The following is a 26,334-nucleotide window of genomic DNA, read 5'->3' on the forward strand; positions in this document are numbered from 1 at the left end:
GTCAGGCCTGCAGGAAGGCCAGCACCGCGAGCACCCGCCGGTGGTCGGAGCCGGTGTCGTCCAGGCCGAGCTTGGAGAAGATCGCGGTGACGTTCTTCTCCACCGCGCCGACCCCGATCACCAGGCGTTCGGCGATGCCCACGTTGGTGCGGCCCTCCGCCATCAGGCCCAACACATCGCGCTCGCGCGGGGTGAGCGCCGCGAGCGGGTTGGTGCGCCTGGCGAGCAGTTCCCGCACCACCTGGGGATCGAGCACGGTGCCGCCGGCGCTCACCCGGGCGACGGCATCCTGCAACTCGTCGAGGGAGGCGACCCGGTCCTTGAGCAGGTAGCCCAGGCCGCCCTCGCCGGAGGCCAGCAGCTCCTGCACATAGGTGCCCTCCACGTACTGGCTGAGCAGCAGGATGCCGATGCCCGGCAGCCGGCGGCGCAGCTCGATCGCGGCGCGCACACCCTCATCCCGGAAGGTGGGCGGCATCCGCACGTCGAGGACGGCCAGGTCGGGGCGCAACCGCTCCACCTCGGCGAGGAGGCCGTCGGCGTCGCCGTAGGCGGCGACGGTGTCGAAGCCCGCCTCGGCGAAGAGCCGCACCAGGCCCTCACGCAGCAGCACCGAATCTTCGGCCAGCACCAGGCGCAGGGGAATGCTCGGGTCTGGGCTGCTCGGGTCTATCCGGCGGGGTGTGCTCACCCGTTCAGGATAGGTCCCGATCACGACGGGGTGACCGCGCTGACCGGGGCGACCGAGGTACCGAGGTCGCTCACGACCGGAATGTGAGCGCCGACGGCGGTGGGACCACCCAGCGGGCTGCGCACCGAGAGCACGCCGCGCAGGCCTCGCAGGCGCTCGTCCAGACCGGCCAGGCCATGGCCGTCTTGCAGCACGGCTCCGCCCCGCCCGTTGTCGATCACCCAGAGGTCCAGCCAGGTGGAGTCGTCCTCGGGCACCCGGCGCAGCTCCAGGTGCAGCCTGAGACTCGTGGCGCCGGCGTGCTTGGCCACGTTGGTGATCAGTTCGGCGGCGATGAAGTAGGCGCTGCGCTCGATCTCCGAGGGCAGGCGCAGCTCCCGGTCAACCAGCAGTTCCAACTGCACGGGTACGGTGCTGCGGGCCGCGAGCGATTCCAGGGCCACGATCAGGCCGCGGTCCTGCAAGATCGGCGGCACCAGACCGCGGGAGAGGGCCCGGAGTTCCTCGAGGGTGTCCCTGGCCTGTTCGCGGGCCTCCACGAGAAGCCGGCGGGCGGCATCCGGATCGTCGTCGAGGCGTCGTTCCGCGCTGGCCAGGTCCATCTGCAGGCGCACCAGGCGCTGCTGCGGGCCGTCGTGGATGTCCCGCTCGAGCCGGCGCAGGGACTGGTCCTCTGCCGACACCGCGGCGCCGCGGGAGGCGCTGAGGTCGGCGACCTCACGCTGCAGGGCCTCCGACGCCCAGGCGCCGAGCATGACCCTGGCGATGCCCTGGTGGATGAGCACGAGCAGCCGGGTGACCAGCGGCAGGGTGAGCAGGAAGACCAGGCCGAACACCGCGTTGAGCACGTTCTCGGCGACCAGGTTGTCGGAGCGGAACGATCCGGTGATCAGGCCGGAGAGGCCGACCGAGTCGTTGTCTTGCGGCAGCGACCAGCTCCAGATCCAGTAGGTGAGGCCGCCGAGCGCGCCCGACACCCAGACGATGGCGATCGACCACGTCACGATGCCGACGATGAAGTTCACGACCATGCCGTGCAGGAGGTAGAGCCAATAGTGCCCAGACACCAGCGGGCCGAGGATGGCGCGGAGGGCACTGGCCGGTTCGCCGCGCGGCGTCCAGCGCGGCGGGGTGATGGTGGGCTGCCCGGCCCAGCGCAGCCTGGTGAGTTCGACGACCCCGAACCCGCGGGCGGTGTAGAGCGCCGCCACCACGATGAACAGGCCCACGAACAGGGCCACCAGGCTGACCCCGGTGGAGAACAGGGTGACGAGCACGACGAACCCGGCGACCACCACCGGGAGGGTGGGCAGCAGGAAGCCGAGTTCGCGCGGCATCCGGGCCCACAGGGCGCCGTAGCCGCGAGGGGCGTCGTCGTAGCCGGCGGCGAACCGGTTCGGGGTGGGGTCGGCTGTCTGCACGAAGCCCAGCGTGGCAGAGTTCGGGCTCCGGGTGGTGTCACCGGCGCCGGGAGCGGAGTTGAGGGTGTTGTTGGTCATGGTTCCAGCGTGCTCCGCGGCGCGGCGCGCACCCAGCCCCTCAGCCGCCGGATCGGGTTGGGGGTTATCCCCCGCAGGCCGGCCGGAAGCGCAGCCGGGAGGTCAGAGCGTGTTGTGGGTGAACCGGCCGCCGAGCAGGGTCGCGGCCACGGGCATCCGCCGCAGGTCGTCGACCGATGCCACGAACGGGTCGATCTCGCAGATGGCCAGGTCGGCGGTCTGACCCACCGCGATGCCGTGCCGACCGCGGGCGGATGCCGCCAGGGCGGCCTGCCGGGAGATCGCCTGGTCGGGATGCCAGGCGGCACGCTCACCGCGGCTGCGGCCCACCGCCGCCGAGATGGCCACCCACGGGTCGAGCGGCGCGACCGGCGCGTCGGAGCCGAGCGACAGCTTTACCCCGGCGGCGAGCAGGTCGGCCAACCTGAAGGCGCGCTCGGTGCGACCGGCCCAGTAGCGGTCGGCCACGTCGCGGTCGTCGAGGGCGTGTTCGGGCTGCACGCTGGCGGTGACGCCGAGCGCGGCGAACCTGGCGACGTCGGCCTCGGTGAGCAGCTGGGCATGTTCGATGCTGCCCGTGCAGCCCACGGCCTCGAAGGCGTCCAGGGCGAGGCTGTTGGCGTTGTCGCCGATGGCGTGCACGGCCGGTCGGATGCCGGCGCCGTGGGCCCGCCGCATCAGGGCCGTGAGCTCGTCGGCCGGCACTGTGAGCATGCCGTGGGCGTGGTCGCCGGACAGGTCGGGGTAGGCGTCGAAGCAGTAGGCGGTGCGGGTGTTCAGCGATCCGTCGGTGATCACCTTGAACGGCCCGACGGTGAGCAGGCCCCTGCTGCCGTCGATGACCTGACCGCTGGTGAGGCCCAGCGCGATCGCCTCGTCGAGGTGGTGGGTGTACAGGCCGAAATCCACCCGGAGCGAGTCGGTGCCCGCGTTGATCCGGCGGCGCCAGACATCGAGGTTCCAGGTCATCTCGAGGTCGACGATGCCCACCACGCCGCGGGCGGCCGCGGCGCGGGCGGCCTCATCGGCCCAGGCGTCCAGGTCGGCGTCCGGCACGTTGTCGATGGCGTGCTCCACCGCGAAGGCGTCCTCCTCGCGCAGCAGCCCGGTCTGGTGGCCGGCGAAACCGTAGACCGCCAGGGCGGCGGAGTTCAGCCAGCAGCTGTGCAGGTCGCCGCTGACCAGCACCACCGGCACCGGGCCCGCCGCAGTGTCGAGCAGGGCGCGGCTCGGGGCATCCGGCCAGAGGGCATCCCGGAAGCCGAAGCCGACAAGCCTGTCGTGGCCACCGGCCGGCGCCGCGGCCAGCCGGGTGGCCACCAGGTCGGCGGCCGCCTGGGCGCTCGTGGCTTCGGACACGTCCAGGCGGCGGGCGGTCTGCGACCACTGACTGAAGTGCACGTGGTTGTCCCACAGCCCGGGCACGATCCAGCGCTCACCGAGATCCACGGTGCGAGGCACCGGGTTGGCACCATCGCCGACGGCGCCGTCGTTCGGCGGCAGGTAGCCGATCGACGTGATCTGGCCGTCATCGATGCGCACGTCGACGAGGTCGTCGCTGCCGGGCAGCCGCCCGTTCCGCAGCACCAGGCTCATCGGGCCGGCCGGTCTCTGGCCAGGCGCATCCGGTCGGCCAGGGCCGGGCTGGCGTACGGGCCATCGCCGTTCAGTTCGGCGATGATGCGGTCAACGGTCTCGGCGGGCTTGTTCTGGCTCATTTTCTCCTTGGCCGTGAACCTGGTGACACGCAGGCGGAAACCGACGGTGCCGGTGACGATGCGGGCGGCGTAGTCGGCGTTGGCCAGGGTGCCGTTCATGCGTCGGGGTTCAGGCATCCGGTCCTCGAAGTGGTCGACCAGGGCGGCGAGCACCCGCAGGTTCTCGGCGTCGCTGAGGATCTCGGGGGTGCCGTGCAGGTGCGCGGTGACGAAGTTCCAGGTGGGCACCGCCGGTTTGGCGTCGTACCAGCCCGGCGAGATGTACCCGTGCGGACCCTGCACGATCACGAGCAGCTCGGTCTGGCCCAGTTCGTGCAGCGCTTCGTCCGGCCGGCCCACGTGGCTGAGCAGCACGATCTCGTCGGTGCCCGCGTGCGGGTCGAGGATGACCGGGTAGTGCGAGGCCACCATGTCGCCCGACGCGGTATGGCTCACCAGGGTCACCCAGGGGTACTCCTGGATGAGACGGCGCACCTCGTCGACCTGCTCGAGCGCAAAACTGGGGTTGTTTCTCATCGAAGGCTGGCTCCAGGGGGTCGGTCTACGGGTACGGTCAGGCCTGGCAGGACGGGCAGTAGTAGAGCTTGCGGGCGCCCATCTCCTCGAGGGTGATGTGGGTGCCGCAGACCCGGCAGGGCAACCCCTCGCGCTTGTAGACCCAGTGCCGGTCGGCCCGGTTCTTCATGGCCAGCTTGTAGGCGTCGTCGCCCAGGTCGTCCATAGTCATCATCTGGCCCGTCGCCACACCGATCGACAAGAGGTGCGACCAGTCCCGCCAGAGCGCCCGCAGGCTCTGCACGGTGAGCGACTTGCCAGGGGCATGCGGGTTGATGCGCGCCCGGAACAACAACTCGGCGCGGTAGACGTTGCCGATGCCGCTCACCACTGACTGGTCCATCAGCAGCAGGCCGATGCGGGTGGGCTTCTTCCGTACGGTGTCGACGAAGCGCTGCTCCGCTTCGGGAGTGTCATCGAGCTGCGGGTCGGGGCCGAGCCGGTTCATCACAGCGTCTACCTGAGCGGGGTCGAGCACCTCGCAGGCGGTGGGGCCGCGGAGGTCTGCCGAAACCGTGTCGGTGAGCAGGCGCACCCGCACCTGCCCGACGGGGTCGGGCGGGAAGGTGTCGAGCTGGTCGATCTCCTTCTCCTGCTCGGCCATGCGCACCCGGGTGCGGCGTGGGGCGCCGATGCTGTGCATCGAGTTCTCGCCGGCCGAGTCGAGCACGACGGCTGCGGCCGGATCGGCGTCGAGGTCGGTGCCGCGCTGGTTGGTCTGGCCCATCCGGCCGTTGCTGGCGGCGATCGTGGCGTCCATGATGATGTCGCCGGCGAAGTCCCAGGCGCCGTACATGCCCAGGTGCACCCGCAGCCACAGCCCGTTGTCGAACTCCAGGAACATCTGCTTGCCCACCGCACGGGCATCCGTCATCACATGCCCGGACAGCTGCGCCGCACCGGCCGCGAACCGGCCCTGCGGGCTCGACAACACCACCCGGCGACCCACGAAGTTGCGTGCGAACTGCCGGGTGATGCGGTGGACGGAATGACCCTCTGGCACGGTGGCGACCCGCTCTCAGCTGCTCAGGACGGTGCCTGCGATGGTTCCGGTGGTCTCGTATTCGGCCAGCTGGTCGATGCGACGCTGGTGGCGCTCTTCACCGGGAAAGGGAGTGGCGATGAACGTGTCGATGAAACCGATCACGTCGTCGATGGGGTGCTGACGGGCGCCGATCGCGATGACGTTGGCGTTGTTGTGCTCGCGGGCCAGCGTGGCCGTCGCCTGGTTCCAGACCAGGGCGGCGCGTGCGCCCCGCACCTTGTTGGCCGCGATCTGCTCGCCGTTGCCCGAGCCGCCGAACACCACGCCGAGGGCTTCGAGGCCGGCCGCCTGGTCGGCGACCACCGCGGCGGCCGCACTGATGCAGAACGCCGGGTAGTCGTCGAGGGGTTCGTAGCTGGTGGGTCCGTGATCGATGACGTCGTGGCCGGCCTGGCCCAGGTGGCCGATCAGGTGCTGACTGAAGTCGAGGCCGGCGTGGTCGGTGGCGATATGGATGCGCATGGTGAGCAGTCTATTTAGTCGCGTGTGCCGCCGGGGCGGGCGGGCTACTCGGCGGCCGCGAGGAGGGCGGGCGCGAAGATCGGCTCGCGGGTGCGGCTTCGCTTGATCTCGAAGAAGCCGTCGTAGCCGGCCACCGCGACCACGCCGTCCCACAGGGCCAGGGCCGCGTCGCCGGTCGGGGCGGGCGAGATGACCGGCCCGAAGAAGGCCACATCGTTCACGGCGATCACCGGGGTGCCCACGTCCTGGCCCACCCGGTTGATGCCGTCGAAGTGGCTGGCGCGCATCTGCACGTCGAACTCGTTGCTCTCGGCGTAGCGGGCGAAGTCCGCCGGCAGGCCCACCTCGGCGAGCGCCGCGGGAATCACGGAGGCGGCATCCGAATTGCCCTCGTGGTGGATGCGGGTGCCCAGCGCGTCGTAGAGCGCCTTCACGGTCTCCTGGCCGTGCAGCTCCTGCGCGGCCTGCACCAAGCGGGTGTATTTGAGGGCGCGGGGGAAGAACGCACGGTACTCCTCGGAGACGTCGTTGTTCTCGTTCAACACGGCCAGGCTCATCACCTGCCAGCTCACGTCGAAGCCGCGCAGTTCACTCACCTCGTCTACCCAACGAGATGTCATCCAGGCCCACGGGCAGGAGGGGTCGAACCAGAAGGTCACAGAGTCGCTCATCGCTCCAGCCTAAGCGAGGCGAAGGTCCCGAAATGTGCACAATCCGGGCCGCCTCCAACCCGGCTAAAGCCCTGTCCAGACCACCTATCGGCAACAAAATGCCTGATTCCAGGCCAAATTGCGCTAAAATTGAGTCTTATGCCCGCTGAGGGGCGGCCCCGCATCCGGGGCACATGACCTCCATCTGAGGCATCTCATGACCTCCATTCGAGGCCTGACGTGTCTGCGCAAGAGTCATGTCATGACCTCGTAATGAGGCATTTCTATTGTCAGAAAGTGACACATGTCAAACGCAATCAACGGTGCGGATCGCACCGTCAAGAAGATGAAGAAGCCGCTGCTGCGGCGCCGGCTGAAGGTGTCAGACGTCAACGTCGTCGACCGCCCGATGCTGAAGAAGGCACTCGGCGGCACCATCGTGGGTAACACCATGGAATGGTACGACGTCGGTGTCTTCGGGTACCTGATCACCACCATGGGTCCGGTGTTCCTTCCCGAGGCCGACCCGACCGTGCAGACGCTGTTCCTGCTCGGCACCTTCGCCGCCACCTTCATCGCCCGCCCCCTGGGTGGCGTGTTCTTCGGCTGGCTCGGCGACAAGCTCGGCCGCCAGAAGGTCCTCGCCATGACGCTGATGCTCATGGCCGCCTCCACCTTCGTCGTGGGCATCCTGCCCGGCTACGCCCAGCTGGGCATCTGGGCCGCTGTGCTCCTGGTGCTGACCAAGCTCGTTCAGGGCTTCTCCACCGGTGGTGAGTACGCCGGTGCCACCACCTTCGTCAGTGAGCACGCCCCGGACAAGAACCGTGGCTTCCTCGCCAGCTTCCTCGACATGGGCAGCTACCTGGGCTTCGCCATGGGTGCCGCTCTGGTGTCGATCCTGCAGGTCACCCTCGGCCAGGCGGCCATGGAGGAGTGGGGCTGGCGTCTGCCGTTCCTGCTCGCAGGCCCCCTGGGCCTGATCGCCATCTACTTCAGGATGAAGATCGAGGAGTCCCCCGCATTCCAGGCCAGCCTGGACGCCCAGGAGGCAGCGGCGAAGGACCCGAACTTCGTCGAGGACGACAGCATCCCCAAGGGACCGGTCGCCATCTTCAAGAACTACTGGCGCGGCATCCTGCTCGCGATGATCCTCGTCGCCGCCGCGAACACCGTCGGCTACGCCCTCACCTCGTACATGCCCACCTACCTCACCAGCACCATGGGGTACGACGAGCTGCACGGCACGCTGCTGACCATTCCCATCCTCGTGATCATGGCCTGCTGCATCCCGCTGACCGGACGCCTCTCTGACAAGATCGGCCGTCGCCCGGTGCTCTGGATGGGTTCGATCAGTGCCGTTGTCTTCGCGATCCCGGCGTTCCTGCTCATCGGTATGGGCTCCGTCTTCACGACCCTCGCCGGCCTGGCCCTGATCGCCCTCCCGGTCACGTTCTACGTCGCCAACCTCGCCTCCGCACTGCCGGCCCTGTTCCCCACGGCCAGCCGCTACGGTGCGATGGGCATCGCGTACAACTTCGCCGTCGCCATCTTCGGTGGCACCACGCCGTTCATCATCGCGGCGCTCATCGCGGGCACCGGCAACGACATGATGCCGGCCTACTACCTGATGGCCACCTCGTTCATCGGTGGAATCAGCATCTTCTGGCTCAAGGAATCCGCCAACCGCCCGCTGCCCGGCTCCATGCCGAGCGTGGAATCGGTCGAAGAGGCCCACGAACTCGTTGCCGGCCAGTTCGAGAACCCGCTGCTCGACCACGACGAGATGCCGTTCGACGCCACGTTCGAGCCGCCGACCTCGTCGATGGACCTGAGCGCGCTGAAGACCGAGCCCGACGCAGAGCCGGCCAAGGTCTAGCACCACTCGCACCGCCGCCTCCTTCGAGGTAACTGTGGCCGGTGCGGACAATTGTTACCCGCACACCGGGTGCAATTGTCCGCACCGGCCACAGTTGTCTGTCGGGCCGGCTGTGTGAGCGGCGGATGCGGCGTCGTAGAATTCTCTGATGACCACCGAGCAACACCCGCACAGCGCGCCCGCCGACGCCACCGCCTCCGAGCCGACCGTGTCGTCCGGCTCCGCTGCCGCCAATGCCACCGCATCCGCCGCATCCGCCGCATCCGCGATCGACCCGAAGGACCTCGAGGTGGCCCTGCGCGTGCTCGCGTCGCTGGCCACCATCGACCCCGACGACCCCGACTTCGTCACCGTGCGCCAGGCCACCGCCAAGATGTTCAAGTCGGTGAAGACCGTGCGCAGGCACGAGAAGCGGCAGCTCATCGCCGACGCCGACCGCGAGGTCATCGCGGCCACCGCCACCGGCGCCCCCACCCGCATCGACGACGAGACCATCGGCGCCCAGCTGAGGCTCGGCACCGACCGGCCCTCCGCCGGCGAGCTGCTCGTGCCGCGGGCCTGCTACATCTGCAAGCAGAAGTACACCCTGGTCGACGCGTTCTACCACCAGCTCTGCCCGAGCTGCGCGGCGATGAGCCACACCAAGCGCGACGCCCGCACCGACCTCACCGGCAAGCGCGCCCTGCTCACCGGAGGCCGCGCCAAGATCGGCATGTACATCGCCCTCCGGCTGCTGCGGGACGGCGCGCACACCACCATCACCACGCGTTTTCCCCGCGACGCCGTGCGCCGGTTCGCCGCCATGCCCGACTCGAAGGACTGGCTGCACCGCCTGCGCGTGGTGGGCATCGACCTGCGCGACCCGGCCCAGGTGATCGGACTGGCCGACTCCGTCGCCGCCCAGGGCCCGCTCGACATCCTGATCAACAACGCCGCGCAGACCGTGCGCCGCTCCCCCGGCTCCTACTCCCCGTTGGTGGAGGCCGAGTCGTCGCCGCTGCCGGACGGCGACCTGCCCGAGATCGTCTCATTCGGGCACACCAACGACGCGCACCCCACCGCGCTGGCCGCCTCTGTGGCCAGCCACCCGATCCTCGCCGCCGCCGCCACCGGCGCCGCCCTCACCGCCGACGACCTCACCGCCCTGGCCCTGGCGCCAGGGTCGTCGTCGCTGGCCCGACTGGCCGCCGGCACCGCCATCGACGCCGGCGGCCTGGTGCCCGACCTGCACGAGGAGAACAGCTGGACGGCCAACGTCGAAGACGTCGACCCGCTCGAGATGCTCGAGGTGCAGCTGTGCAACACCACCGCGCCGTTCCTGCTGGTGAGCCGCCTGCGGGCCTCGATGGCGGCATCCAAGGCCCGGCGCACCTACATCGTGAACGTGTCGGCGATGGAAGGTGTCTTCGGCCGCGGCTACAAGGGCCCTGGTCACCCGCACACCAATATGGCCAAGGCCGCGCTGAACATGCTCACCCGCACCAGCGCCAAGGAGATGCTCTCCGACGGCATCCTGATGACCAGCGTCGACACCGGCTGGATCACCGACGAACGCCCGCACCCCACCAAGATCCGCCTGGCCGAGGAGGGCTTCCACGCCCCACTCGACCTGGTCGACGGCGCGGCCAGGGTCTACGACCCGATCGTGCGTGGCGAGGCCGGCGAAGACATCCACGGCGTCTTCCTCAAGGACTACCGCCCCGGCACCTGGTAGCGCCCCTCCCATCCCGCGAAAGCGGAAAACGGTCACCACCGCGCGCTGAAGCGACCCTTGGGCCGCTCTCGCGAGATGTCGGGGCCGGATGCGCGGCGCTCCAGGGTGCCTACCGGGCGATGTCGGTGGTGGCCGTTATGGTTTTGAGCGTGGAGACATCAACCGTGCACCTCGCCATCGCCGACATTCCGTCGCTCTGTGTGTTCGACCTGGAGACCACCGGGGTCAACACCGACTCGGACCGCATCGTCACCTGCTTCATCGGCCGGGTCATGCGCGACGGGCAGGTCAACGGCTCATACAGCTGGCTGGTCAACCCGGGCATCCCCATCCCCGAGGGCGCCTCCGCCATCCACGGCATCACCGACGAGGTCGCCCAGCGTGACGGCGTCGACCCGGCCACCGCCATCGCCGAGATGCTCACGGTGCTGCGCCGCAGCATCGAGGGCGGCCGGCCGATCGTGGCCTACAACGCCAGCTTCGACCTGTCCATGCTCAACGCCGAGGCCCGCCGCTACGGCCTCGAACCCATCGCGGACTTCGGCCCTGTGCTCGACCCCTACGTGATCGACAAGGCCATCGACCGCTACCGCAAGGGCAAGCGCACCCTGGTGGCTACCGCCGAGTACTACGGTGTGCTGCTCGAAGGCGCCCACGACGCCGAAGCGGATGCCGTGGCCACCGGCCGGGTGGCCTGGGCGCTGCTGGCCAAGACCGAAGAGACCCACCTGCACGCACTGCACGACCGCCAGGTCGGCTGGGCGCTCGAGCAGGCCGAGAGCTTCCAGGCCTATCTGCGGAAGTCCAAGGGTGACGACCTGATCGTCATCGACGGAGCCTGGCCGATCCGCATCGGCGCAGACCGGGCCACGGCAGCGCCGGTGCTGGTCACTCCCCCGGTCTAACCGGCGCTCACCCCCGCGAAGACGTGCTGGCGCAGGTCGGCGTCCGCCCGGTATCCGGGCTCGTTGTCGGGCCGGCGGCACAATCGGGCGCTCCGGCGCCGCCACCGTGGCTAGGCTGGTTCTCTATGCGAACTGCGCCAGAAGCGCCCGCGCGAAACGAAGATGGAGAAACCGTTGCCCGGAGAAAACCTCACCAGGATCGAAGCCCAGGAGCGCAAGGCGCTCGTCAGCGTGACCAGCTATGACGTCACCCTAGACCTGACGACGGGCCCCACGACCTTCGCCAGCACCACCACGGTCGTCTTCAGCGCCGTGGCCGGCAGCTCGACCTTCATCGACGCGATCACCGAGAACGTGCACAGCGTCACCCTCAACGGCGCCGAGCTCGACCCGGCCGTCGTCAGCGACGGCATCCGCATCCAACTCGACGGACTCGCCGCCGAGAACGTGCTCACCGTCGTCGCCGACGCCGCGTACACGAACACCGGTGAAGGCCTGCACCGCTTCGTCGACCCCGTCGACAACGAGGTCTACCTCTACAGCCAGTTCGAGGTGCCCGACTCCCGCCGCGTCTTCGCCGTGTTCGAGCAGCCCGACCTCAAGGCCGTCTTCAGCTTCACCGTCACCGCGCCCGGCGCCTGGGAGGTCATCTCCAACTCGGCCACGCCCGAGCCCACGGATGCCGGCAACGGCAACAAGACCTGGGCGTTCGAGCCCACCCACACCATGTCCAGCTACATCACCGCACTGGTGGCAGGCCCGTACGCCGTGGTGCGGAGCGAGCTCACCTCCAGCGACGGCCGCATCATTCCGCTGGGCCTGTTCAGCCGCAAGAGCCTGTTCGAGTACCTGGACGCCGACTACATCTTCGAGAAGACCCGTCAGGGCTTCGCCTACTACGAGGACAAGTTCGACTTCCCGTACCCGTTCGACAAGTACGACCAGATGTTCGTGCCGGAGTTCAACGCCGGAGCGATGGAGAACGCGGGCGCTGTCACGTTCACCGAAACCTACGTCTTCCGCTCCAAGGTCACCGACGCGATCAAGGAACGCCGCGTCGTCACGATCCTGCACGAGCTGGCGCACATGTGGTTCGGCGACCTGGTCACCATGAAGTGGTGGAACGACCTGTGGTTGAACGAGTCGTTCGCTGAGTGGGCGTCGACCATCGCCACCGCAGAGGCCACCGAGTGGACCGAAGCGTGGACCACCTTCGCGGCGATGGAGAAGAGCTGGGCCTACCGCCAGGACCAGCTGCCCTCCACCCACCCCGTGGTCGCCACCATCACCGACCTCGAAGACGTGCAGGTGAACTTCGACGGCATCACCTACGCCAAGGGCGGTTCGGTGCTCAAGCAGCTGGTCGCCTGGGTGGGCATCGATGCGTTCTTCACCGGCGTGGCCTCGTACTTCAAGAAGCACGCCTGGGGCAACACGGAGCTCTCCGACCTGCTCGTCGAGCTCGAGGCTGCCAGCGGCCGGGACCTGTCCGGCTGGGCCGCCCTGTGGCTCGAAACCGCCGGCGTCAACACGCTGCGCCCGCAGATCGAGGTCGACGAGGCCGGTGTCATCACCGCGTTCGCGGTGCTGCAGAGTGCCACGGAGGACTACCCCACCATCCGCCCGCACCGTCTGGCGATCGGGTTCTACGACCTGGTCGACGGCGCCCTGGTGCGCACCCACCGCGTCGAACTCGACGTCGATGGCGCGCAGACGGATGTCCCGGAGCTCGTCGGCCGCACCCGCGCCGACCTGATCCTGCTCAACGACGATGACCTCGCCTACGCCAAGGTGCGCCTGGACCCGGCCTCGCACGCCGTGGCGCTCGAGCACCTCGCGGCCATCGAGAGCCCGCTGGCCCGCTCGCTGGTCTGGGGTTCCGTCTGGGACGCGACCCGCGACGCGGAGACCTCCCCGCGCGACTTCGTGAAGCTGGTGCTGGGCAACATCGCCACCGAGACCGAGTCCACCACGCTCCGCACCGTGCTGGGCCAGGTGTCCCTCGCCGCGCAGTACTACGTGGCGCCCGAGCACCGCGATGCCACCGTCGCGGCGGTCGGCGATGCACTCTGGGCCCTCGCCCAGGGCGCAGAGGCCGGCAGCGATGCGCAGTTCCAGTTCGTCAAGTTCTTCGCCTCGGTCGCCGAGACGCCGGCGCAGCTGGCCGCCGTCGCGGGCCTCCGCACAGGAGCGTTCGCCCTGCCCGGCCTGACGATCGACACCGACCTCAGCTGGGAGCTTCTCGCGGCACTGGTGGCCGGCGGAGAAGCGGGTGAGGCTGAGATCGCCGCCGCCCTGGCCGCCGACAACACCGCCACCGGCGCCCAGTCGGCAGCGAACGCGCGCGCCGCGATCCCGACCGTCGAGGGCAAGCAGGCCGCCTGGTCGTCGCTGATCGACGTGGACACCGCACCGAACACCATCGTGCGGGTCACCGCCGCCGGGTTCCTGCGCGCGCACGACACGCGCCTGCTCGAGCCGTTCGTCGGCCAGTACTTCGACGTGCTGCAGAAGGTCTGGGCCGAGCGCAGCTACTCCATCGCGGAGAAGCTCATCGTGGGTCTCTACCCGTCGCCGCTGTCGAACCAGGCCCTGGTCGACGCGACGCGCGCCTGGCTGGACGCCAACCCCGAGCCCGCGGCGCTTCGCCGGCTCGTGGTGGAGAACCTGGCCGGCGTGGAGCGGAGCCTGCGCGTGCAGGCCCGCGACCAGGAGTAGCCAGCACCACCGGAAGTACCACGACGGCGCCGCCCCGAAATCTGTTCGATTCGGGCGGCGCCGTCGTCGTCTCAGGAAGCGCCGGGCAAGCGCTCGGTAGACTGGCCGGGCTATGACATGGGACACATTTTGGACGACAGTCAACCTGATTCTGGGATGGAAAATCATCAGAGTCGCATTCATCATCATCTTCGCGCTCGTGGCGCGTTGGGTGCTGCTTTTCGCCATCCATCGCGTCGTGAACCAGATCGTGTCCGGAGTCAAGAAGACCCAGAACGTTGACGACACGCAGGCTCTGAACGTCTCGCCGGTATCCGCCGTGCGAACCGTGCAGCGCACCCGCACACTGGGTTCTGTGCTCACGAATATCGTGAATGTGCTGGTTGTGGTGATCGCGATCCTGCTCATCGTGACCGTGATCGATCCGAACATCCTCACCTCGTTCGCCCTGCTCACCGCCGCGCTCGGTGCCGGCCTCGGTTTCGGCGCCCAGAACATCGTCAAGGACGTTCTGAACGGCCTGTTCATGGTGATGGAGGATCAGCTCGGCGTCGGCGACGTGGTGGACCTGGGCCCGGCGACCGGCGTCGTCGAAGCCGTCGGTATTCGCATCACCCAGGTGCGCGACGTGAACGGCACCCTCTGGTTCGTGCGTAACGGCGAGATCCTGCGGGTGGGCAACATGTCGCAGGGCTGGGCCCGGGTGATCATCGACCTGGCCGTGCCGTACAAGACCGACGTCGACGCCGTGCAGGCCGAGATGCTTCGCGTTGCCGTGGAGATGGCCACCAACACCAAGTGGCGTTCCCGGGTGCTCGAGAAGCCCGAGATCTGGGGCATCGAGTCGATCGCCGAAGAGGCCATCGTCATCCGCATCGTGATCAAGACCCGCACCACGGCCAAGGACGACGTGGCGCGCGAGCTGCGCCTGCGGCTCAAGAAGGCGCTGGACGCCATGGACGTGCAGCTGCCGTCGCTGACCAGCATCGTTCTGACCGGATTCGAGGGTGCCGCAAGCGTGCAGGGTGCCCGCCCGCCGCGCACCACCCCGCTTCCGGTGATCGCCCCGCCGGTCAAGAAGGCGCGCAAGACCCGGGCCATGAAGGCCGCGGAGGCCGCCGCCGCCGCCGCAGCTCCGGCCCCCGCCGCCGCGCACCCGGCCGCGCCGCGCGCCGCCAAAGCACCAACTGCCTCGGCCGCACCGGCCGTATCGCCCGCCGCGCCGCAGGCCGCCGATGCCACCGCGCGCCCCACCACCCGCATCCCGTCGATCGCCCGCAACCAGGCGCCTCGCTCACCCCGCACCGTGCACCTGCCGGTGCAGGATGCGGCGCCGGCGTTCTCGGACGCACCGGCCGCGCCTGACGCACCGGTCGACTCCGGCACCCCGGCGGCCGCCCCGCCGGCAGCCCCAGCGCCGGCCACAGCGCCGGCCGCCAAGCAGCCGGCCAAGCCCCGCACCCGCCCCACCGACAAGCAGCCCGGCCCGAAGACCGACCCGCCCGCCAAGCCGGCCACGCCCGACGATGGAGACACCCATGACTGATCCGCAGCCCGCCGAGCCGGCCACCCGGCCCGCATCCGCCCAGGGACCTGTCCTCATCCCCGCCACCGGGCCGTCCGGTGTGCACCTGCGCTCGGGTGAGAACGGCGCCGCCCTCGGCCCGTCGTTCTATCAGGAGGTGGGCGGCCGGCCGTTCTTCGAGAAGCTGGTCGCCGAGTTCTACCGCGGCGTTGCCGGCGACCCGGTGCTCAAGCCCATGTATCCCGAGGAGGATCTCGGGCCGGCGGCCGAACGGCTCACCGGGTTCCTCGAGCAGTACTGGGGCGGACCAGGCAGCTACAGCGAGCAACGCGGCCATCCTCGGCTGCGTCAGCGCCACCAGCCGTTCAAGGTCAATCCGGATGCCCGTGACCGCTGGCTGCTGCACATGAGGGCCGCCGTGGACTCCTGTGACCTGCCTCCGCTGCAGCGCACCACACTCTGGGACTACCTCGAGCGGGCGGCGCACGCTATGGTCAACACCTTCGACGAATAACGGCTCATCCGCGCCATCCGCGTCGCCACACCGATTGCCCCTCACTGACAATGGAGTCACCATGAGCCCAACCCGCCCCGGCCTGCCCGCACAGCCGAACTCCGCCGACGTGATCGTCGTGGGCGCCGGCCTGGCCGGCCTGGTGGCCACGGCCGAGCTCGTGGATGCGGGCAAGCGGGTGCTGCTCGTGGAGCAGGAGCCCGCCGCCTCGCTGGGCGGTCAGGCCTGGTGGTCGTTCGGGGGCCTGTTTCTGGTGGACTCCCCCGAGCAACGACGCATGGGCGTCAAGGATTCGTTGGAGCTCGCCAGGCAGGACTGGTTCGCGAGCGCCGGGTTCGATCGGGCCGAGGACTACTGGCCCACCCGCTGGGCCGAGGCGTATCTGAACTTCGCCGCCGGCGACAAGCGGTCCTGGTTGAAAGAGCGTGGGGTGTCGTTCTTCCCCGTCGTCGGGTGGGCCGAGCGGGGCGGGTACACCGCCCTGCAGCACGGCAACTCGGTGCCGCGCTTCCACATCGTGTGGGGCACCGGGCCGGCGATCGTGGAACCGTTCATCGCCAGGGTGCGCGACGGGGTGCGCGCGGGCCTGGTCACGGCCCTGCACAGGCACCAGGTCGACGAGTTGCTCCTCGACGACGGCACCGTGGTCGGGGTGCGGGGCAGTCTGCTTGCCCAGAGCTCTGCCGGTCGGGGGCAGCCGAGCAGCCGGGAGCAGGTCGGCGAATTCGAGTTGCGGGCCTCGGCTGTCATCGTCACCAGCGGCGGCATCGGCGGCAACCACGACCTCGTGCGCGCCCAATGGCCGGCCCGGTTGGGACCGGCCCCCACCAGGCTGCTCTCCGGCGTCCCCGCCCACGTCGACGGTCGCATGCTCGCGATCACCGGGGCGGCAGGCGCCCGCCTGATCAACGGTGACCGCATGTGGCACTACACCGAGGGCATCGTCAACTGGGATCCGGTGTGGGCCAGACACGGCATCCGCATCCTGCCCGGCCCGTCGTCGCTCTGGCTGGACGCCACCGGCAAACGGCTGCCGGCACCGTTGTTCCCCGGCTTCGACACCCTCGGCACGATGGAGCACCTGCTCAAGACGGGCTACGAACACAGCTGGTTCGTCCTCACCCAGAAGATCATCGAGAAGGAGTTCGCCCTCTCGGGCAGCGAACAGAATCCGGACCTCACCGGCAAAGACCTGCGCCTGCTCGCCAAACGGGTCACCCCGGGCGCACCCGGCCCGGTGGAGGCGTTCAAGGCCAAGGGCGAGGACTTCGTGGTGGCGGACACCCTGCATCAACTGATCGCGGGCATGCAACAGCGCTCCCCCGAGGTGCGCATCGACGCGGCGCGCGTCGAGCGTGAGGTGCTGGCCAGGGATCGTGAGCTCGACAACGACTTCAGCAAGGATGCCCAGATCAACGCGATCCGGCAGGCCAGGCATTACCGGGGCGACAAGCTCATCAGGGTGGCCAGTCCGCACGAGCTGCTCGATCGCCAGAACGGGCCGTTGATCGCGGTGAAGCTGCACCTGCTCACCCGCAAGAGCCTCGGCGGCATCGAAACCGATCTCTCGGCCCGGGCGCTCGGCGCCGACGGTCAACCCGTTCCCGGGCTGTACGCGGCCGGGGAGGCGTCCGGGTTCGGCGGCGGAGGTATGCACGGCTACCGTTCGCTGGAGGGTACCTTCCTCGGCGGCTGCCTGTTCACCGGTCGCACCGCCGGCCGGGCGGTGGCCGCGGCCTTGTGAGGCTCCGGCCGCTCGAGAGGTCGGCGGGTGGGTCAGGCGCGCAGGCTCCAGGGCTTCCGCCGCACCAGGATGTGGCCGCGGGCGGTGCTCAGCCGCGTCCACGGGCCGGTCTCGAAGAGCTGCACCGGCTCATCCGCCGACAGGAACCCCAGGCTCACCGCGGCGAACCCGGCCCCGGACGGCACGAAGTCCAGCGCCTCGATCGGGCGACCCCAGACCTCGGAGCGTACCCGCTGCACGATCTGTTCTCCGGTGCCGGTGGGAATGACGGCGGCGACCTCGGCGATCCCCTCCCGAGCGGCGGCCTCGAGCACGGCCGCGGAAGCACTGCCCTGAGACTTCCAGCCGCCACGAGGCGGGCTGATCCCCGCCCAGGTGACCGAGGACACCTGCAGCGGCACCGTGACGGTCACCGGGGCCGTCGCATCCGTCACCGCGGCCTCGAGCCGCGCCAGCCGGTCGAGCAGCGAGCGCACCGGAACGACGACGTCGAGGTCGACAGGTTCGGTGAGGGCGAAGGTGCGCAGGCCCAGCACGGTCGGGCTGGAATCGAGCAGGCCACGCGGATACAGGATCGCGGTGTACACGGCCAGAACCCCCGCCGCGGAGACGAGCCGCACCGATCCGTCCTCAACTCGGCTGGCGCGCGAAAGGTAGACCTGGAGGTCGCCGAGGGACAGGGAATCTGAGAGGGAAAATGACTGGCTCATCTGCTGTCTAAACTACCAAAGTACGTCGGTGTCCACGGACCCGAGCTCGAACAAGGAGGCAGCATGCACGCACCGCTGGAGGGTCTTCTGGCCGCTCTCGACCTGACCGACACCGGTGCCCGCACCAGTGAAGACATCTTCACCGGGCCGTCGCAGTGGATGCCGCAGGGCCGGGTCTTCGGCGGCCAGGTGCTCGCGCAGTCGCTGGTGGCCGCCATGCGCACCGTGCCGGACGAGCGTCACGTGCACTCGATGCACGGCTACTTCCTGCGCCCCGGCGACGTCAACCATCCGATCACGTTCTCGGTCGATCGCATCCACGACGGTCGCTCGTTCTCCACCCGCCGCACCCAGGCCTACCAGAACGGGGTGCCGATCCTCTCGATGATCGCGTCGTTCCAGGACCTCGACGAGGGCCTCGAGCATCACATCGAGATGCCGACCGATCTGCCCGACCCCGAATCGCTGCCGACCACGGCGGAGACCCTCGGACACATCGACCATGACTTCGCGCGTGCCTGGGCGAACGACCGCCCGTTCGACATGCGCCACGTGCCCTCGTCGATCTACCTGAGCGTGGACGGCGAGCACACCAGCAAGCAGATGATCTGGATGAAGACCTTCGAGCCCATCCCCGACGATCCCGACCTGCACCGCGCGGCACTGGCGTACGTGAGCGACTACTCGATCATGGAACCCGTCATGCGCCGGCACGGCCTGCCCTGGGCGACACCCGGCCTCAAGGTCGCCAGCCTCGACCACGCCATGTGGTGGCACCGCTTCGGCCGGGTCGACGAGTGGATGCTGTACGTGCAGGACTCCCCCTCTGCCCAGGGCGGCCGCGGCCTGTCCACCGGCAGCATCTACAGTCGTGAGGGCCTGCTGCTCGCGACCGTGGCCCAAGAGGGCATGGTGCGGGTGCCCACGCCCCGCGACTAGGCCCCGCCCGTCCGCCACCGAGTTGGAGAATGATGACCACATCCGCTGACGTCACCCGCCGCGCCCTGCTCCTGGCCGGCGGCGCGGGCACCGCAGCCCTCGCCCTGGCCGCGTGCGCTCCGAGCGACACCGGAACGGGCCCGGACACCGATACCGGCACCACCGCGCCCACCGAGGTCGCCGCCCTGGCCGACATTCCGGTCGGAGGCGCGGTCGCGGTGATGTTCGACGGGTCGCAGATCATCGTGTCGCAGCCCACCGCCGGTGAGGTCGTGGCGTTCAGCGCCATCTGCACCCATCAGGGCTGCATCGTGGTCCCGGAGAAGACGGGCCTGAACTGCCCCTGCCACCAGTCGCTCTTCGACACGGCCACCGGCGCTGTTCTCAAGGGACCGGCCACCGAGCCGCTGCCGGCGGTGAAGGTCGCCCTTGACGGCGACAGGGTCCTCGCCGGCTAGCCAGGCCCCGGTCACGCCCGCGGCGAGTTACTTGCGGGTGAAGGCGATCGTCGGCTCCAGGTACGGGGTCCAGGCTGCTCGTTCGAGCTCGTTGATCTTGCGGGGGCGTTCGGTCGCGGCATCCACCAGCACGATCGTGGTGGTCGCTCGCGCGTACAGTGTCGCGCTGCCGTTCTCGGTCGGTCCGTAGACCTCGTAACACACGTCGAGGCTGGCGCCGCCGAGCTTACCGATCCACAACTGGATGTCGATCGGCGCCCGCAGGTACGGGATCGGTGCCAGGTATTCGATCTCCAGGCGCGCGATCAGGGTGAGCGTCGCCGCGCCCGGCCGGCCGTCGAGCACCGCAGTGCTCGCGCCGACCGGGTGGGCGCCGGGGGCGCCAGCATCGGTGCCGTCAGCTTCGTCATTCACCCAGAACGCCTGGATGCGCGCCTCCTCGAGGAGGCGCAGCATCTCGGCGTTGTTGACGTGGGCGTACGCGTCGAGGTCCGACCAGCGCAGCCGGATGGGAACGTGTAGCCGCATGGGGGTTCCTAGTCGCGCGTCAGTTTGCGGTACGCGGACCGGTGCGGCTTGGCCGCGTCCGGGCCGAGCCGCTCGATCTTGTTCTGCTCGTAGGACTCGAAGTTGCCCTCGAACCAGTACCAGTTGCCCGGTTCTTCCGCCGTTCCCTCGTAGGAGAGGATGTGCGTGGCGATGCGGTCGAGGAACCACCGGTCGTGGGTGATGACCACGGCGCAACCGGGGAATTCCAGCAACGCGTTCTCGAGCGAGCCGAGGGTTTCCACATCCAGGTCGTTAGTCGGTTCGTCGAGCAGCAACAGGTTGCCGCCCTGCTTGAGCGTGAGCGCCAGGTTCAGGCGGTTGCGCTCACCACCGGAAAGCACCCCGGCCTTCTTCTGCTGGTCGGGGCCCTTGAAACCGAAGGTGGACACGTAGGCGCGGGACGGCACCTCGGTCTTGCCGACCTGGATGTAGTCCTGGCCGTCCGAGACGACCTCCCAGAGCGACTTGTTCGGGTCGATGCCGCCACGGGACTGGTCGACGTAGGAGATGTCGACGGTCTCGCCGATCTTCAGGTCACCGGCATCGAGCGGTTCGAGGCCGACGATGGTCTTGAACAGGGTGGTCTTACCCACACCGTTCGGGCCGATCACGCCGACGATGCCGTTCCGGGGCAGGGTGAAGGAGAGATCCTCCACCAGCACGCGGTCGCCGAAGCCCTTCTTCAGCTTCTTGGCGTCGATGACCTGCGCGCCCAGGCGCGGGCCGACGGGGATCTGGATGTCTTCGAAGTCGAGCTTGCGTCCGCGCTCGGCCTCGTTGACCATCTCTTCGTACCGGGCCAGGCGGGCCTTCGACTTGGCCTGACGGCCCTTGGCGTTGGAGCGCACCCAGTCGAGTTCTTCAGCGAGGCGCTTGGAGAGCTTGGCGTCCTTCTTGCCCTGCACCTGCAGGCGCTCCTGCTTCTTCTCCAGGTAGGTGGAGTAGTTGCCCTCGTACGGGTACAGGTGGCCGCGGTCGATTTCGGCGATCCACTCGGCCACGTGGTCGAGGAAGTACCGGTCGTGGGTCACGGCGAGCACGGCGCCGGGGTACTTGGCGAGGTGCTGCTCGAGCCAGAGCACGCTCTCGGCGTCGAGGTGGTTAGTCGGTTCGTCAAGGAGCAGCAGGTCGGGCTTCTGCAGCAGCAGCTTGCAGAGCGCCACGCGGCGCTTCTCACCACCGGACAGGTCGACGACCGAGTAGTCGCCCGGCGGGGTGCGCAGGGCATCCATCGCCTGTTCGAGCTGGGAGTCGAGGTCCCAGGCGTCGGCAGCGTCGATCTCTTCCTGCAGGGTGCCCATCTCTTCGAGCAGGGTGTCGAAGTCGGCGTCGGGCTCGGCCAGCGCGGCACTGATCTCGTTGAACCTGTCGACCTTGGCCTTGATCGGGCCAACACCTTCCTGCACGTTCTCCAGCACGGTCTTGGTCTCGTCGAGCTGCGGCTCCTGCATCAGGATGCCGACGGAGTAGCCGGGCGACAGCCGGGCCTCACCGTTGCTCGGGGTATCGAGTCCGGCCATGATCTTCAGGATCGTGGACTTACCGGCACCGTTGGGGCCCACCACGCCGATCTTGGCTCCGGGGAAGAACGACATCGTGACGTCGTCGAGGATGAGCTTGTCTCCAATGGCTTTGCGCGCACGCACCATCGAGTAAATGAATTCGGCCATAGTGTTTACCAGTCTATTTGGCGCGTGGCTCCCACGAGACACGTTCCGGTGGCGAGCAGGGGGGCGACGACGCTCTGGTAGCCGCCGGAGGACGGACCGTTCTGGCCAATCAGGCACTCTCCGTTGATGTTCGCGGAGAACTGGATGGAGTCGGCCGGTGCGCCCTTGGTGGTCGTGTCGGAGGTCACTTGCATGCCCGCCTTGTCGAAACCGGCGGCGACCAGCGCGTCGATGTAGCTTCGACCGGCGGCAGTGGGGTCGGCGGCCAGCGCCGCGGTGATGACAGCGTCGAAATACGGCAGGTTCTCGGTGGCGCCGCCCTCGGGCACCAGAGCAGGCGCTGCCGCCTCCGTGGGAGTGGGGCTGGGTGTCACGGATGCGGTCGGCGAAGGCGTCGGCGTGCTGGGGCCCGCCGAGGATGCGGTGCATCCGGCCAGGCTCAGTCCGAGGACCAGGAACACCGCCCCGGTCGTTGCTCTGCGGCTGTGCCGCACGGGTGCGTCCAAGATCCGGGCCACGCGTAGTCCTCCCCCGCAGTCGCACGCTGCGACCGAGAAGTCGAGTCTAAGCGGACTGTGTTTCCGATCCGCCCCGAGCGGTTTCAGGTTCGGCCTCCTCGGATTCCAGTGGGGACTCCGCGGCGACGCCCGCGCCGGCCGGATCGGCGTCCCGCTGCTCGGCCGCCGCCGCCGGTGCACTCCGCACCAGGGCTGTGGTTCCCCAGGTGAGATTGTGACCCACTGCATCGGCCTCCACCTCAACCGAGGTGCCGGCCCGATCCTCGTTCTCCCAGTCCCGGATACGCAGCCGCCCGGTCACGAGCACCGGCTCACCCTTGTGCACCGACCGCTCCACGTTGTGGGCGAGCTGCCGGAAGCTGGAGACCGTGTACCAGTTGGTGTCGGCGTCGACCCAGGCGTTCTTCGCCCGGTCAAAGCGTCGTTGCCGGCAGGCCAGCCGGAATGAGGTGATGGCCAAGCCGGAACTGGTCACCAGGTGGCGCGGAGTTGTGGCCACGATTCCGGTCAGGGCGATGGTGTCGGTCATGGGACTCTCCTGGGCGGCACGAGGCTGGCTGGGATGGGCGCGGCCCGGGAGCAGTCCTCGTGCCGGGTTCGTGTTCCCGGGCCGCGCTGCATCCACCCTCGTTCGCTCGGCGCCGGACTTCGGCCGCGGCGACCCCGGGTGTGGATAACCCGGGCCTCTGCCCGGGTGGGGAGGGGGCCCGGATCTAGAGTGAGTTCATGACCTTCACTGCCGCAGAGAACCGCTATTCCGAGATGCCGTACCGCCGAACCGGGCGCAGTGGCCTGAAACTCCCCGCACTGTCGTTGGGGTTGTGGCACAACTTCGGACACGAACGCCCCATCGACACCCAGCGCGGCATCCTGCGCCGGGCCTTCGACCTTGGTGTGACCCACTTCGACCTGGCCAACAACTACGGCCCGCCTGCAGGCTCCGCCGAAACCAACTTCGGCCGCATCTTCGCCGAAGACTTCCGCCCATACCGCGACGAAATGATCATCTCCAGCAAGGCCGGCTACGACATGTGGGCGGGCCCCTACGGCGACTTCGGCTCGCGCAAGTACCTGCTCTCGTCGCTGGACGCGAGCCTCGGCCGCCTCGGCCTGGATTACGTCGACATCTTCTACTCCCACCGCCCCGACCCCGAGACGCCCATCGAGGAGACCATGGGCGCCCTGGCCACGGCCGTGCAGTCGGGCAAGGCTCTGTACGCCGGTATCTCCAACTACAGCCCAGAGCAGACGGTGGCCGCCTACGCGGCCCTGGCCGAGCACAAGATCCCGCTGCTCATCCACCAGCCGCGGTACTCCATGTTCGACCGGCACATCGAAGACGGCCTCTTCCCGGTGCTCGACGACCTCGGCATGGGCAGCATCGTCTTCTCCCCGCTGGCCCAGGGTCTGCTCACCGACCGGTACCTGGGCGGCTCCGTGCCGTCGGACTCTCGCGTCGCGACGAGCCGGTTCCTGAACGAGAGTTCACTCAACGCCAGTTACCTCGAGCGCGCCCGCGCCCTCAACACGATCGCCGCGGGCCGCGGGCAGACCCTGGCCCAGCTCGCCGTCACCTGGATCCTGCGGCAACCTCAGGTCACCAGCGTGCTCGTGGGTGCCAGCAGCATCGGCCAGCTCGAACAGACCGTGGCTGCGCTCGAGGCTCCCGGGCTCGAGGCCGCGGAGATCGCGGCCATCGAGCCGTACGCCGTGCACGGTACCGGCATGAACTAGCCCGGCACCCCGGCTCCGGGCGGGCGGGGCGAATGTCGGTGGTCGGCTCTACCGTGAGGCCAACGGCATCCGCCCCCGCCCCCGGATTGGAGCACACCATGTCTACCCTCACCATGGCTGTAGGAACCACCGCTGCACGAACCACGGCCGCACCACGCTCCACACGACCCGTCACCCTCGCCCACGCCGTCGGCGCCGCCCGAACGACGGGGCCCAGCCTGGTAGCCGTGCGCGACGGCCTCTGGCGGGTCCTGGACCGATCCGGTGCCGTGCTCGGCCACATCGAACGCGAGACGCATCCCGACGGCGAACGGTACCTCGCCCGTCGACTGGTGATGCCCACCCGGCGCATCGATCTGGGGGCCTTCTGGCGGATCGACGACGCGACGGACTGTTTTCGCTGACACGCCTTGGCCCGGAGCCGCCCCCGCAGATTCGTCACCGCCGGTACGCTGAAACGATGCTGCCCCAGCCCGATCCCGTGCCCGCTGTTCCGGCCCCGCGCGGGTTGGTGCACGACCTCGCGACGGGGGTGGGCTACTTGGGGCGCGGGTTCGGAATGTGGATCAGCTCGCCGAAGCTGATGCTGCTCGGCGCGATCCCCGCGGTGGCCGTCGGCGCGGTCTACCTCGTCGGCATCGTGCTGCTCATCGCGAACATCGATGCGATCGTCATCTGGGCCACCCCGTTCGCCAACGACTGGGCCGATCCAGTGCTCCTCACCACGCGGGTGGCCGCGGCGCTGGTCTTCGTGCTCGTGGCCGCCCTGCTCGTGGTCTACACCTTCACCGCCGTCACCCTGGTGGTGGGCGACCCGTTCTACGAGCGCATCTGGCGCGCGGTCGAGAACACCCTCGGCAACCCGCCCACCGCCGTGGAACGCGGGTTCTGGCGCTCCGCAGGCCGCGCCATCGGCGACGGTATCCGGCTGCTGCTGCCGGCCATCGGTGTTGGCCTGCTGCTGCTGGTCTGCGGGTTCATTCCGTTGGTGGGCCCCATCGCCGTCGCCGTGTTCGGCGCACTCTTCGGCGGCTGGTTGCTGGCGGTGGAACTCACCGGTTTCGCCTTCGACGCCCGCGGGTTCAGCGTGCGGGAGCGGCGCCGGGCCTTGCGGGCGCGCCGCGGTATCGCCGTCGGTTTCGGGGCGGCGTGCTACCTGCTTTTCCTGGTTCCGTTCCTGGCGATCGTCGCCATGCCGGCCGCCGTCGCCGGCGCCGCCATGCTCAGTCGCGACGCCCTCGACCGAGGTCCCGGCCCGGCGGCCCCACCGCCCGGAGGGTCGGTTTGACACCGTGTATCGGCCACGCCGCCACGGTTGCCGCCGTTGCGCCGGGGCACGAGGTAGCGTTCGGCACATGCAGTGGTGGAATGATTTCGTAACCTGGCTCTCAGCGACCAGGAACCAGCCCGTGATTTTCAGCGCCGTCGTGCTGATCGTCGCCATTATCGTGGCCAGCCTCCTGGCGTCCTGGATCGCGCGCGGTGCGATTGCGCGCCTGCTCGCCCAGCACGACCGCGAGCTCAAGGCCGCGGCCATCGGCTCCATCGTGGATGCCGCGACCGAGGCCTCCGTGTGGAACTCCCTGACCCCGCAGGAGCAGGTGATGAACGACCGCGCCGTCGGCATGGCCGACATCCAGATCCGCTTGCTGCCGATCAAGGGTTCGAGCATCGCCGCCGATTGGGCTGCCCACCAGCTGTCCGAGCTCAAGCGCACCTCGGCCACCTTCGGCTACCAGCTCGAGCCGGCACTCGTGGAGTTCCGCGACCGGCTCATCGACTGGCAGAACAAGCCGTCCAGGGCGCGCAAGATCTTCCAGGGCGATCTCGACCGCTGGAAGTCCCAGAACACGTCCACCGAGAAGAACCTCCTGGCCGAGCAGGACGCCTGGGTCGCGCAGCAGCACCACGACCAGTTCGCGACTCCCGCAGCCCCCGTCCAGATTCCGGCCGCGCAGCCGCTCGGGTACGTCCCCGCCCCGGCCGCGCCCTCGGCTGCGTCCCCGTCCACCGAGACCCAGCGCCTCCTCGACGACGTGCAGGCCCTCGAGGTCCGTCCGGCGCCGCTGGGCACGCCCTAACCCACACCCAGAAAACGCCGGCCTGCTCTCGAGCGGGTCGGCGTTTTCTGCGTTCG

At 69.1% G+C, this 26,334-nt stretch carries 25 protein-coding genes; 13 read left to right on the plus strand and 12 right to left on the minus strand.

All coding sequences use genetic code 11. The features are described 5' to 3' along the window. Position 1 precedes the first annotated feature (1 nt). From ACEN2M_RS01960 to ACEN2M_RS01990, 7 genes are all read right to left on the minus strand, one after another. Positions 2-691 carry a response regulator gene (locus tag ACEN2M_RS01960; protein ID WP_441646425.1) on the minus strand — a complete coding sequence of 230 codons (690 nt, stop codon included), beginning with the start codon at positions 689-691 and terminating at the stop codon, positions 2-4. A 20-nt stretch (positions 692-711) separates the two neighbouring features. Continuing rightward, entirely contained in the window at positions 712-2,190 is a 1,479-nt protein-coding gene (locus ACEN2M_RS01965; RefSeq protein WP_441646426.1) for a sensor histidine kinase, read from the minus strand. A gap of 102 nt (positions 2,191-2,292) precedes the next feature. After that, on the minus strand, positions 2,293-3,786 hold the full coding sequence (locus ACEN2M_RS01970; protein WP_441646427.1) for an amidohydrolase: 1,494 nt from the start codon (positions 3,784-3,786) through the stop codon (positions 2,293-2,295). Then, positions 3,783-4,424 carry an FMN-binding negative transcriptional regulator gene (locus ACEN2M_RS01975; RefSeq protein ID WP_441646428.1) on the minus strand — a complete coding sequence of 214 codons (642 nt, stop codon included), beginning with the start codon at positions 4,422-4,424 and terminating at the stop codon, positions 3,783-3,785. The genes ACEN2M_RS01970 and ACEN2M_RS01975 overlap by 4 nt, the downstream gene beginning before the upstream one ends. 37 nt (positions 4,425-4,461) lie before the next feature. Continuing rightward, a complete protein-coding gene (locus tag ACEN2M_RS01980; protein WP_441646429.1) occupies positions 4,462-5,466 on the minus strand; it encodes an Fpg/Nei family DNA glycosylase in 1,005 nt (334 codons plus the stop codon). Positions 5,467-5,481: 15 nt separating this feature from the next. Continuing rightward, a complete protein-coding gene (locus ACEN2M_RS01985) occupies positions 5,482-5,970 on the minus strand; it encodes a ribose-5-phosphate isomerase (RefSeq protein WP_441646430.1) in 489 nt (162 codons plus the stop codon). 44 nt (positions 5,971-6,014) lie between these two features. Beyond that, the gene (locus ACEN2M_RS01990) at positions 6,015-6,641 is read right to left on the minus strand and encodes a mycothiol-dependent nitroreductase Rv2466c family protein (RefSeq protein WP_441646431.1); all 627 of its coding nucleotides are present in this window, start codon (positions 6,639-6,641) and stop codon (positions 6,015-6,017) included. Positions 6,642-6,924: 283 nt separating this feature from the next. On the opposite strand from ACEN2M_RS01990, the gene ACEN2M_RS01995 reads away from it, so the two are divergent. From ACEN2M_RS01995 to ACEN2M_RS02025, 7 genes are all read left to right on the plus strand, one after another. Further along, a complete protein-coding gene (locus tag ACEN2M_RS01995; protein WP_441646432.1) occupies positions 6,925-8,499 on the plus strand; it encodes an MFS transporter in 1,575 nt (524 codons plus the stop codon). A gap of 148 nt (positions 8,500-8,647) precedes the next feature. Further along, positions 8,648-10,213: an SDR family NAD(P)-dependent oxidoreductase gene (locus ACEN2M_RS02000; protein WP_441646433.1), complete on the plus strand. Its 1,566-nt coding sequence runs from the start codon at positions 8,648-8,650 to the stop codon at positions 10,211-10,213. 149 nt (positions 10,214-10,362) lie between these two features. Further along, positions 10,363-11,118, plus strand: coding sequence for an exonuclease domain-containing protein (locus ACEN2M_RS02005; protein ID WP_441646434.1), 756 nt, complete (start codon positions 10,363-10,365; stop codon positions 11,116-11,118). Positions 11,119-11,292: 174 nt separating this feature from the next. After that, on the plus strand, positions 11,293-13,836 hold the full coding sequence (gene pepN, locus ACEN2M_RS02010) for an aminopeptidase N (RefSeq protein WP_441646435.1): 2,544 nt from the start codon (positions 11,293-11,295) through the stop codon (positions 13,834-13,836). Between the two features lie 112 nt (positions 13,837-13,948). Next, positions 13,949-15,382, plus strand: coding sequence for a mechanosensitive ion channel family protein (locus ACEN2M_RS02015; protein ID WP_441646436.1), 1,434 nt, complete (start codon positions 13,949-13,951; stop codon positions 15,380-15,382). Continuing rightward, entirely contained in the window at positions 15,375-15,875 is a 501-nt protein-coding gene (locus ACEN2M_RS02020; protein WP_441646437.1) for a globin, read from the plus strand. Before ACEN2M_RS02015 ends, ACEN2M_RS02020 begins: the two co-directional genes overlap by 8 nt. 61 nt (positions 15,876-15,936) lie before the next feature. Next, on the plus strand, positions 15,937-17,619 hold the full coding sequence (locus tag ACEN2M_RS02025; RefSeq protein WP_441646438.1) for an FAD-binding dehydrogenase: 1,683 nt from the start codon (positions 15,937-15,939) through the stop codon (positions 17,617-17,619). Between the two features lie 32 nt (positions 17,620-17,651). Here ACEN2M_RS02025 and ACEN2M_RS02030 read toward each other — a convergent pair whose 3' ends face one another. After that, positions 17,652-18,329: a hypothetical protein gene (locus tag ACEN2M_RS02030; RefSeq protein ID WP_441646439.1), complete on the minus strand. Its 678-nt coding sequence runs from the start codon at positions 18,327-18,329 to the stop codon at positions 17,652-17,654. Positions 18,330-18,392: 63 nt separating this feature from the next. Here ACEN2M_RS02030 and ACEN2M_RS02035 point away from each other — a divergent pair, with 63 nt between their 5' ends. Together ACEN2M_RS02035 and ACEN2M_RS02040 are read left to right on the plus strand one after the other, a co-directional pair. After that, positions 18,393-19,268, plus strand: a complete 876-nt coding sequence (locus ACEN2M_RS02035; protein WP_441646440.1) for an acyl-CoA thioesterase — start codon at positions 18,393-18,395, stop codon at positions 19,266-19,268. Between the two features lie 32 nt (positions 19,269-19,300). Then, positions 19,301-19,726: a ubiquinol-cytochrome c reductase iron-sulfur subunit gene (locus ACEN2M_RS02040; protein WP_441646441.1), complete on the plus strand. Its 426-nt coding sequence runs from the start codon at positions 19,301-19,303 to the stop codon at positions 19,724-19,726. Between the two features lie 27 nt (positions 19,727-19,753). On the opposite strand, the gene ACEN2M_RS02045 is transcribed toward ACEN2M_RS02040, so the two are convergent. Genes ACEN2M_RS02045 through ACEN2M_RS02060 form a run of 4 tightly spaced genes read right to left on the minus strand, consistent with a single transcriptional unit; the run spans position 19,754 to position 22,992 of the window. Next, the gene (locus ACEN2M_RS02045) at positions 19,754-20,254 is read right to left on the minus strand and encodes an acyl-CoA thioesterase (protein ID WP_441646442.1); all 501 of its coding nucleotides are present in this window, start codon (positions 20,252-20,254) and stop codon (positions 19,754-19,756) included. Positions 20,255-20,262: 8 nt separating this feature from the next. Further along, a complete protein-coding gene (gene ettA, locus ACEN2M_RS02050) occupies positions 20,263-21,945 on the minus strand; it encodes an energy-dependent translational throttle protein EttA (protein WP_110127515.1) in 1,683 nt (560 codons plus the stop codon). Positions 21,946-21,950: 5 nt separating this feature from the next. After that, positions 21,951-22,463 (minus strand): DUF6993 domain-containing protein, encoded by a 513-nt coding sequence (locus ACEN2M_RS02055; protein ID WP_441646443.1) that lies wholly within the window; start codon positions 22,461-22,463, stop codon positions 21,951-21,953. A 46-nt stretch (positions 22,464-22,509) separates the two neighbouring features. Next, entirely contained in the window at positions 22,510-22,992 is a 483-nt protein-coding gene (locus ACEN2M_RS02060; RefSeq protein WP_441646444.1) for a single-stranded DNA-binding protein, read from the minus strand. A gap of 197 nt (positions 22,993-23,189) precedes the next feature. Between ACEN2M_RS02060 and ACEN2M_RS02065 the strand changes: the two genes are divergently transcribed. The 4 genes from ACEN2M_RS02065 (at position 23,190) to ACEN2M_RS02080 (ending at position 26,278) form a co-directional block, all read left to right on the plus strand. Next, positions 23,190-24,197, plus strand: coding sequence for an aldo/keto reductase (locus ACEN2M_RS02065; RefSeq protein WP_441646445.1), 1,008 nt, complete (start codon positions 23,190-23,192; stop codon positions 24,195-24,197). A 98-nt stretch (positions 24,198-24,295) separates the two neighbouring features. Next, on the plus strand, positions 24,296-24,601 hold the full coding sequence (locus ACEN2M_RS02070; protein ID WP_441646446.1) for a hypothetical protein: 306 nt from the start codon (positions 24,296-24,298) through the stop codon (positions 24,599-24,601). A gap of 56 nt (positions 24,602-24,657) precedes the next feature. Then, complete coding sequence (locus ACEN2M_RS02075; RefSeq protein ID WP_441646447.1) at positions 24,658-25,485, plus strand: EI24 domain-containing protein; 828 nt, start codon at positions 24,658-24,660, stop codon at positions 25,483-25,485. A 121-nt stretch (positions 25,486-25,606) separates the two neighbouring features. Next, complete coding sequence (locus ACEN2M_RS02080; RefSeq protein WP_441646448.1) at positions 25,607-26,278, plus strand: hypothetical protein; 672 nt, start codon at positions 25,607-25,609, stop codon at positions 26,276-26,278. The last annotated feature ends 56 nt before the right edge of the window (positions 26,279-26,334 follow it).

Origin of the sequence: Cryobacterium sp. W22_MBD10_FK3 (assembly GCF_052113745.1) — a bacterium.
Taxonomy (GTDB): Bacteria; Actinomycetota; Actinomycetes; order Actinomycetales; family Microbacteriaceae; genus Cryobacterium.

Excerpts from the sequence above, each read along its gene's own strand:
- ACEN2M_RS01965 (WP_441646426.1), bottom strand. The coding sequence starts at position 2,190 with ATGACCAACAACACCCTCAACTCCGCTCCCGGCGCCGGTGACACCACC.
- ACEN2M_RS01970 (WP_441646427.1), bottom strand. The coding sequence starts at position 3,786 with ATGAGCCTGGTGCTGCGGAACGGGCGGCTGCCCGGCAGCGACGACCTC.
- ACEN2M_RS01975 (WP_441646428.1), bottom strand. The coding sequence starts at position 4,424 with ATGAGAAACAACCCCAGTTTTGCGCTCGAGCAGGTCGACGAGGTGCGC.
- ACEN2M_RS01985 (WP_441646430.1), bottom strand. The coding sequence starts at position 5,970 with ATGCGCATCCATATCGCCACCGACCACGCCGGCCTCGACTTCAGTCAG.
- ACEN2M_RS01990 (WP_441646431.1), bottom strand. The coding sequence starts at position 6,641 with ATGAGCGACTCTGTGACCTTCTGGTTCGACCCCTCCTGCCCGTGGGCC.
- ACEN2M_RS01995 (WP_441646432.1), top strand. The coding sequence starts at position 6,925 with ATGTCAAACGCAATCAACGGTGCGGATCGCACCGTCAAGAAGATGAAG.
- ACEN2M_RS02000 (WP_441646433.1), top strand. The coding sequence starts at position 8,648 with ATGACCACCGAGCAACACCCGCACAGCGCGCCCGCCGACGCCACCGCC.
- ACEN2M_RS02015 (WP_441646436.1), top strand. The coding sequence starts at position 13,949 with ATGACATGGGACACATTTTGGACGACAGTCAACCTGATTCTGGGATGG.
- ACEN2M_RS02020 (WP_441646437.1), top strand. The coding sequence starts at position 15,375 with ATGACTGATCCGCAGCCCGCCGAGCCGGCCACCCGGCCCGCATCCGCC.
- ACEN2M_RS02025 (WP_441646438.1), top strand. The coding sequence starts at position 15,937 with ATGAGCCCAACCCGCCCCGGCCTGCCCGCACAGCCGAACTCCGCCGAC.
- ACEN2M_RS02030 (WP_441646439.1), bottom strand. The coding sequence starts at position 18,329 with ATGAGCCAGTCATTTTCCCTCTCAGATTCCCTGTCCCTCGGCGACCTC.
- ACEN2M_RS02035 (WP_441646440.1), top strand. The coding sequence starts at position 18,393 with ATGCACGCACCGCTGGAGGGTCTTCTGGCCGCTCTCGACCTGACCGAC.
- ACEN2M_RS02040 (WP_441646441.1), top strand. The coding sequence starts at position 19,301 with ATGACCACATCCGCTGACGTCACCCGCCGCGCCCTGCTCCTGGCCGGC.
- ACEN2M_RS02045 (WP_441646442.1), bottom strand. The coding sequence starts at position 20,254 with ATGCGGCTACACGTTCCCATCCGGCTGCGCTGGTCGGACCTCGACGCG.
- ettA (WP_110127515.1), bottom strand. The coding sequence starts at position 21,945 with ATGGCCGAATTCATTTACTCGATGGTGCGTGCGCGCAAAGCCATTGGA.
- ACEN2M_RS02060 (WP_441646444.1), bottom strand. The coding sequence starts at position 22,992 with ATGACCGACACCATCGCCCTGACCGGAATCGTGGCCACAACTCCGCGC.
- ACEN2M_RS02065 (WP_441646445.1), top strand. The coding sequence starts at position 23,190 with ATGACCTTCACTGCCGCAGAGAACCGCTATTCCGAGATGCCGTACCGC.
- ACEN2M_RS02070 (WP_441646446.1), top strand. The coding sequence starts at position 24,296 with ATGTCTACCCTCACCATGGCTGTAGGAACCACCGCTGCACGAACCACG.
- ACEN2M_RS02075 (WP_441646447.1), top strand. The coding sequence starts at position 24,658 with ATGCTGCCCCAGCCCGATCCCGTGCCCGCTGTTCCGGCCCCGCGCGGG.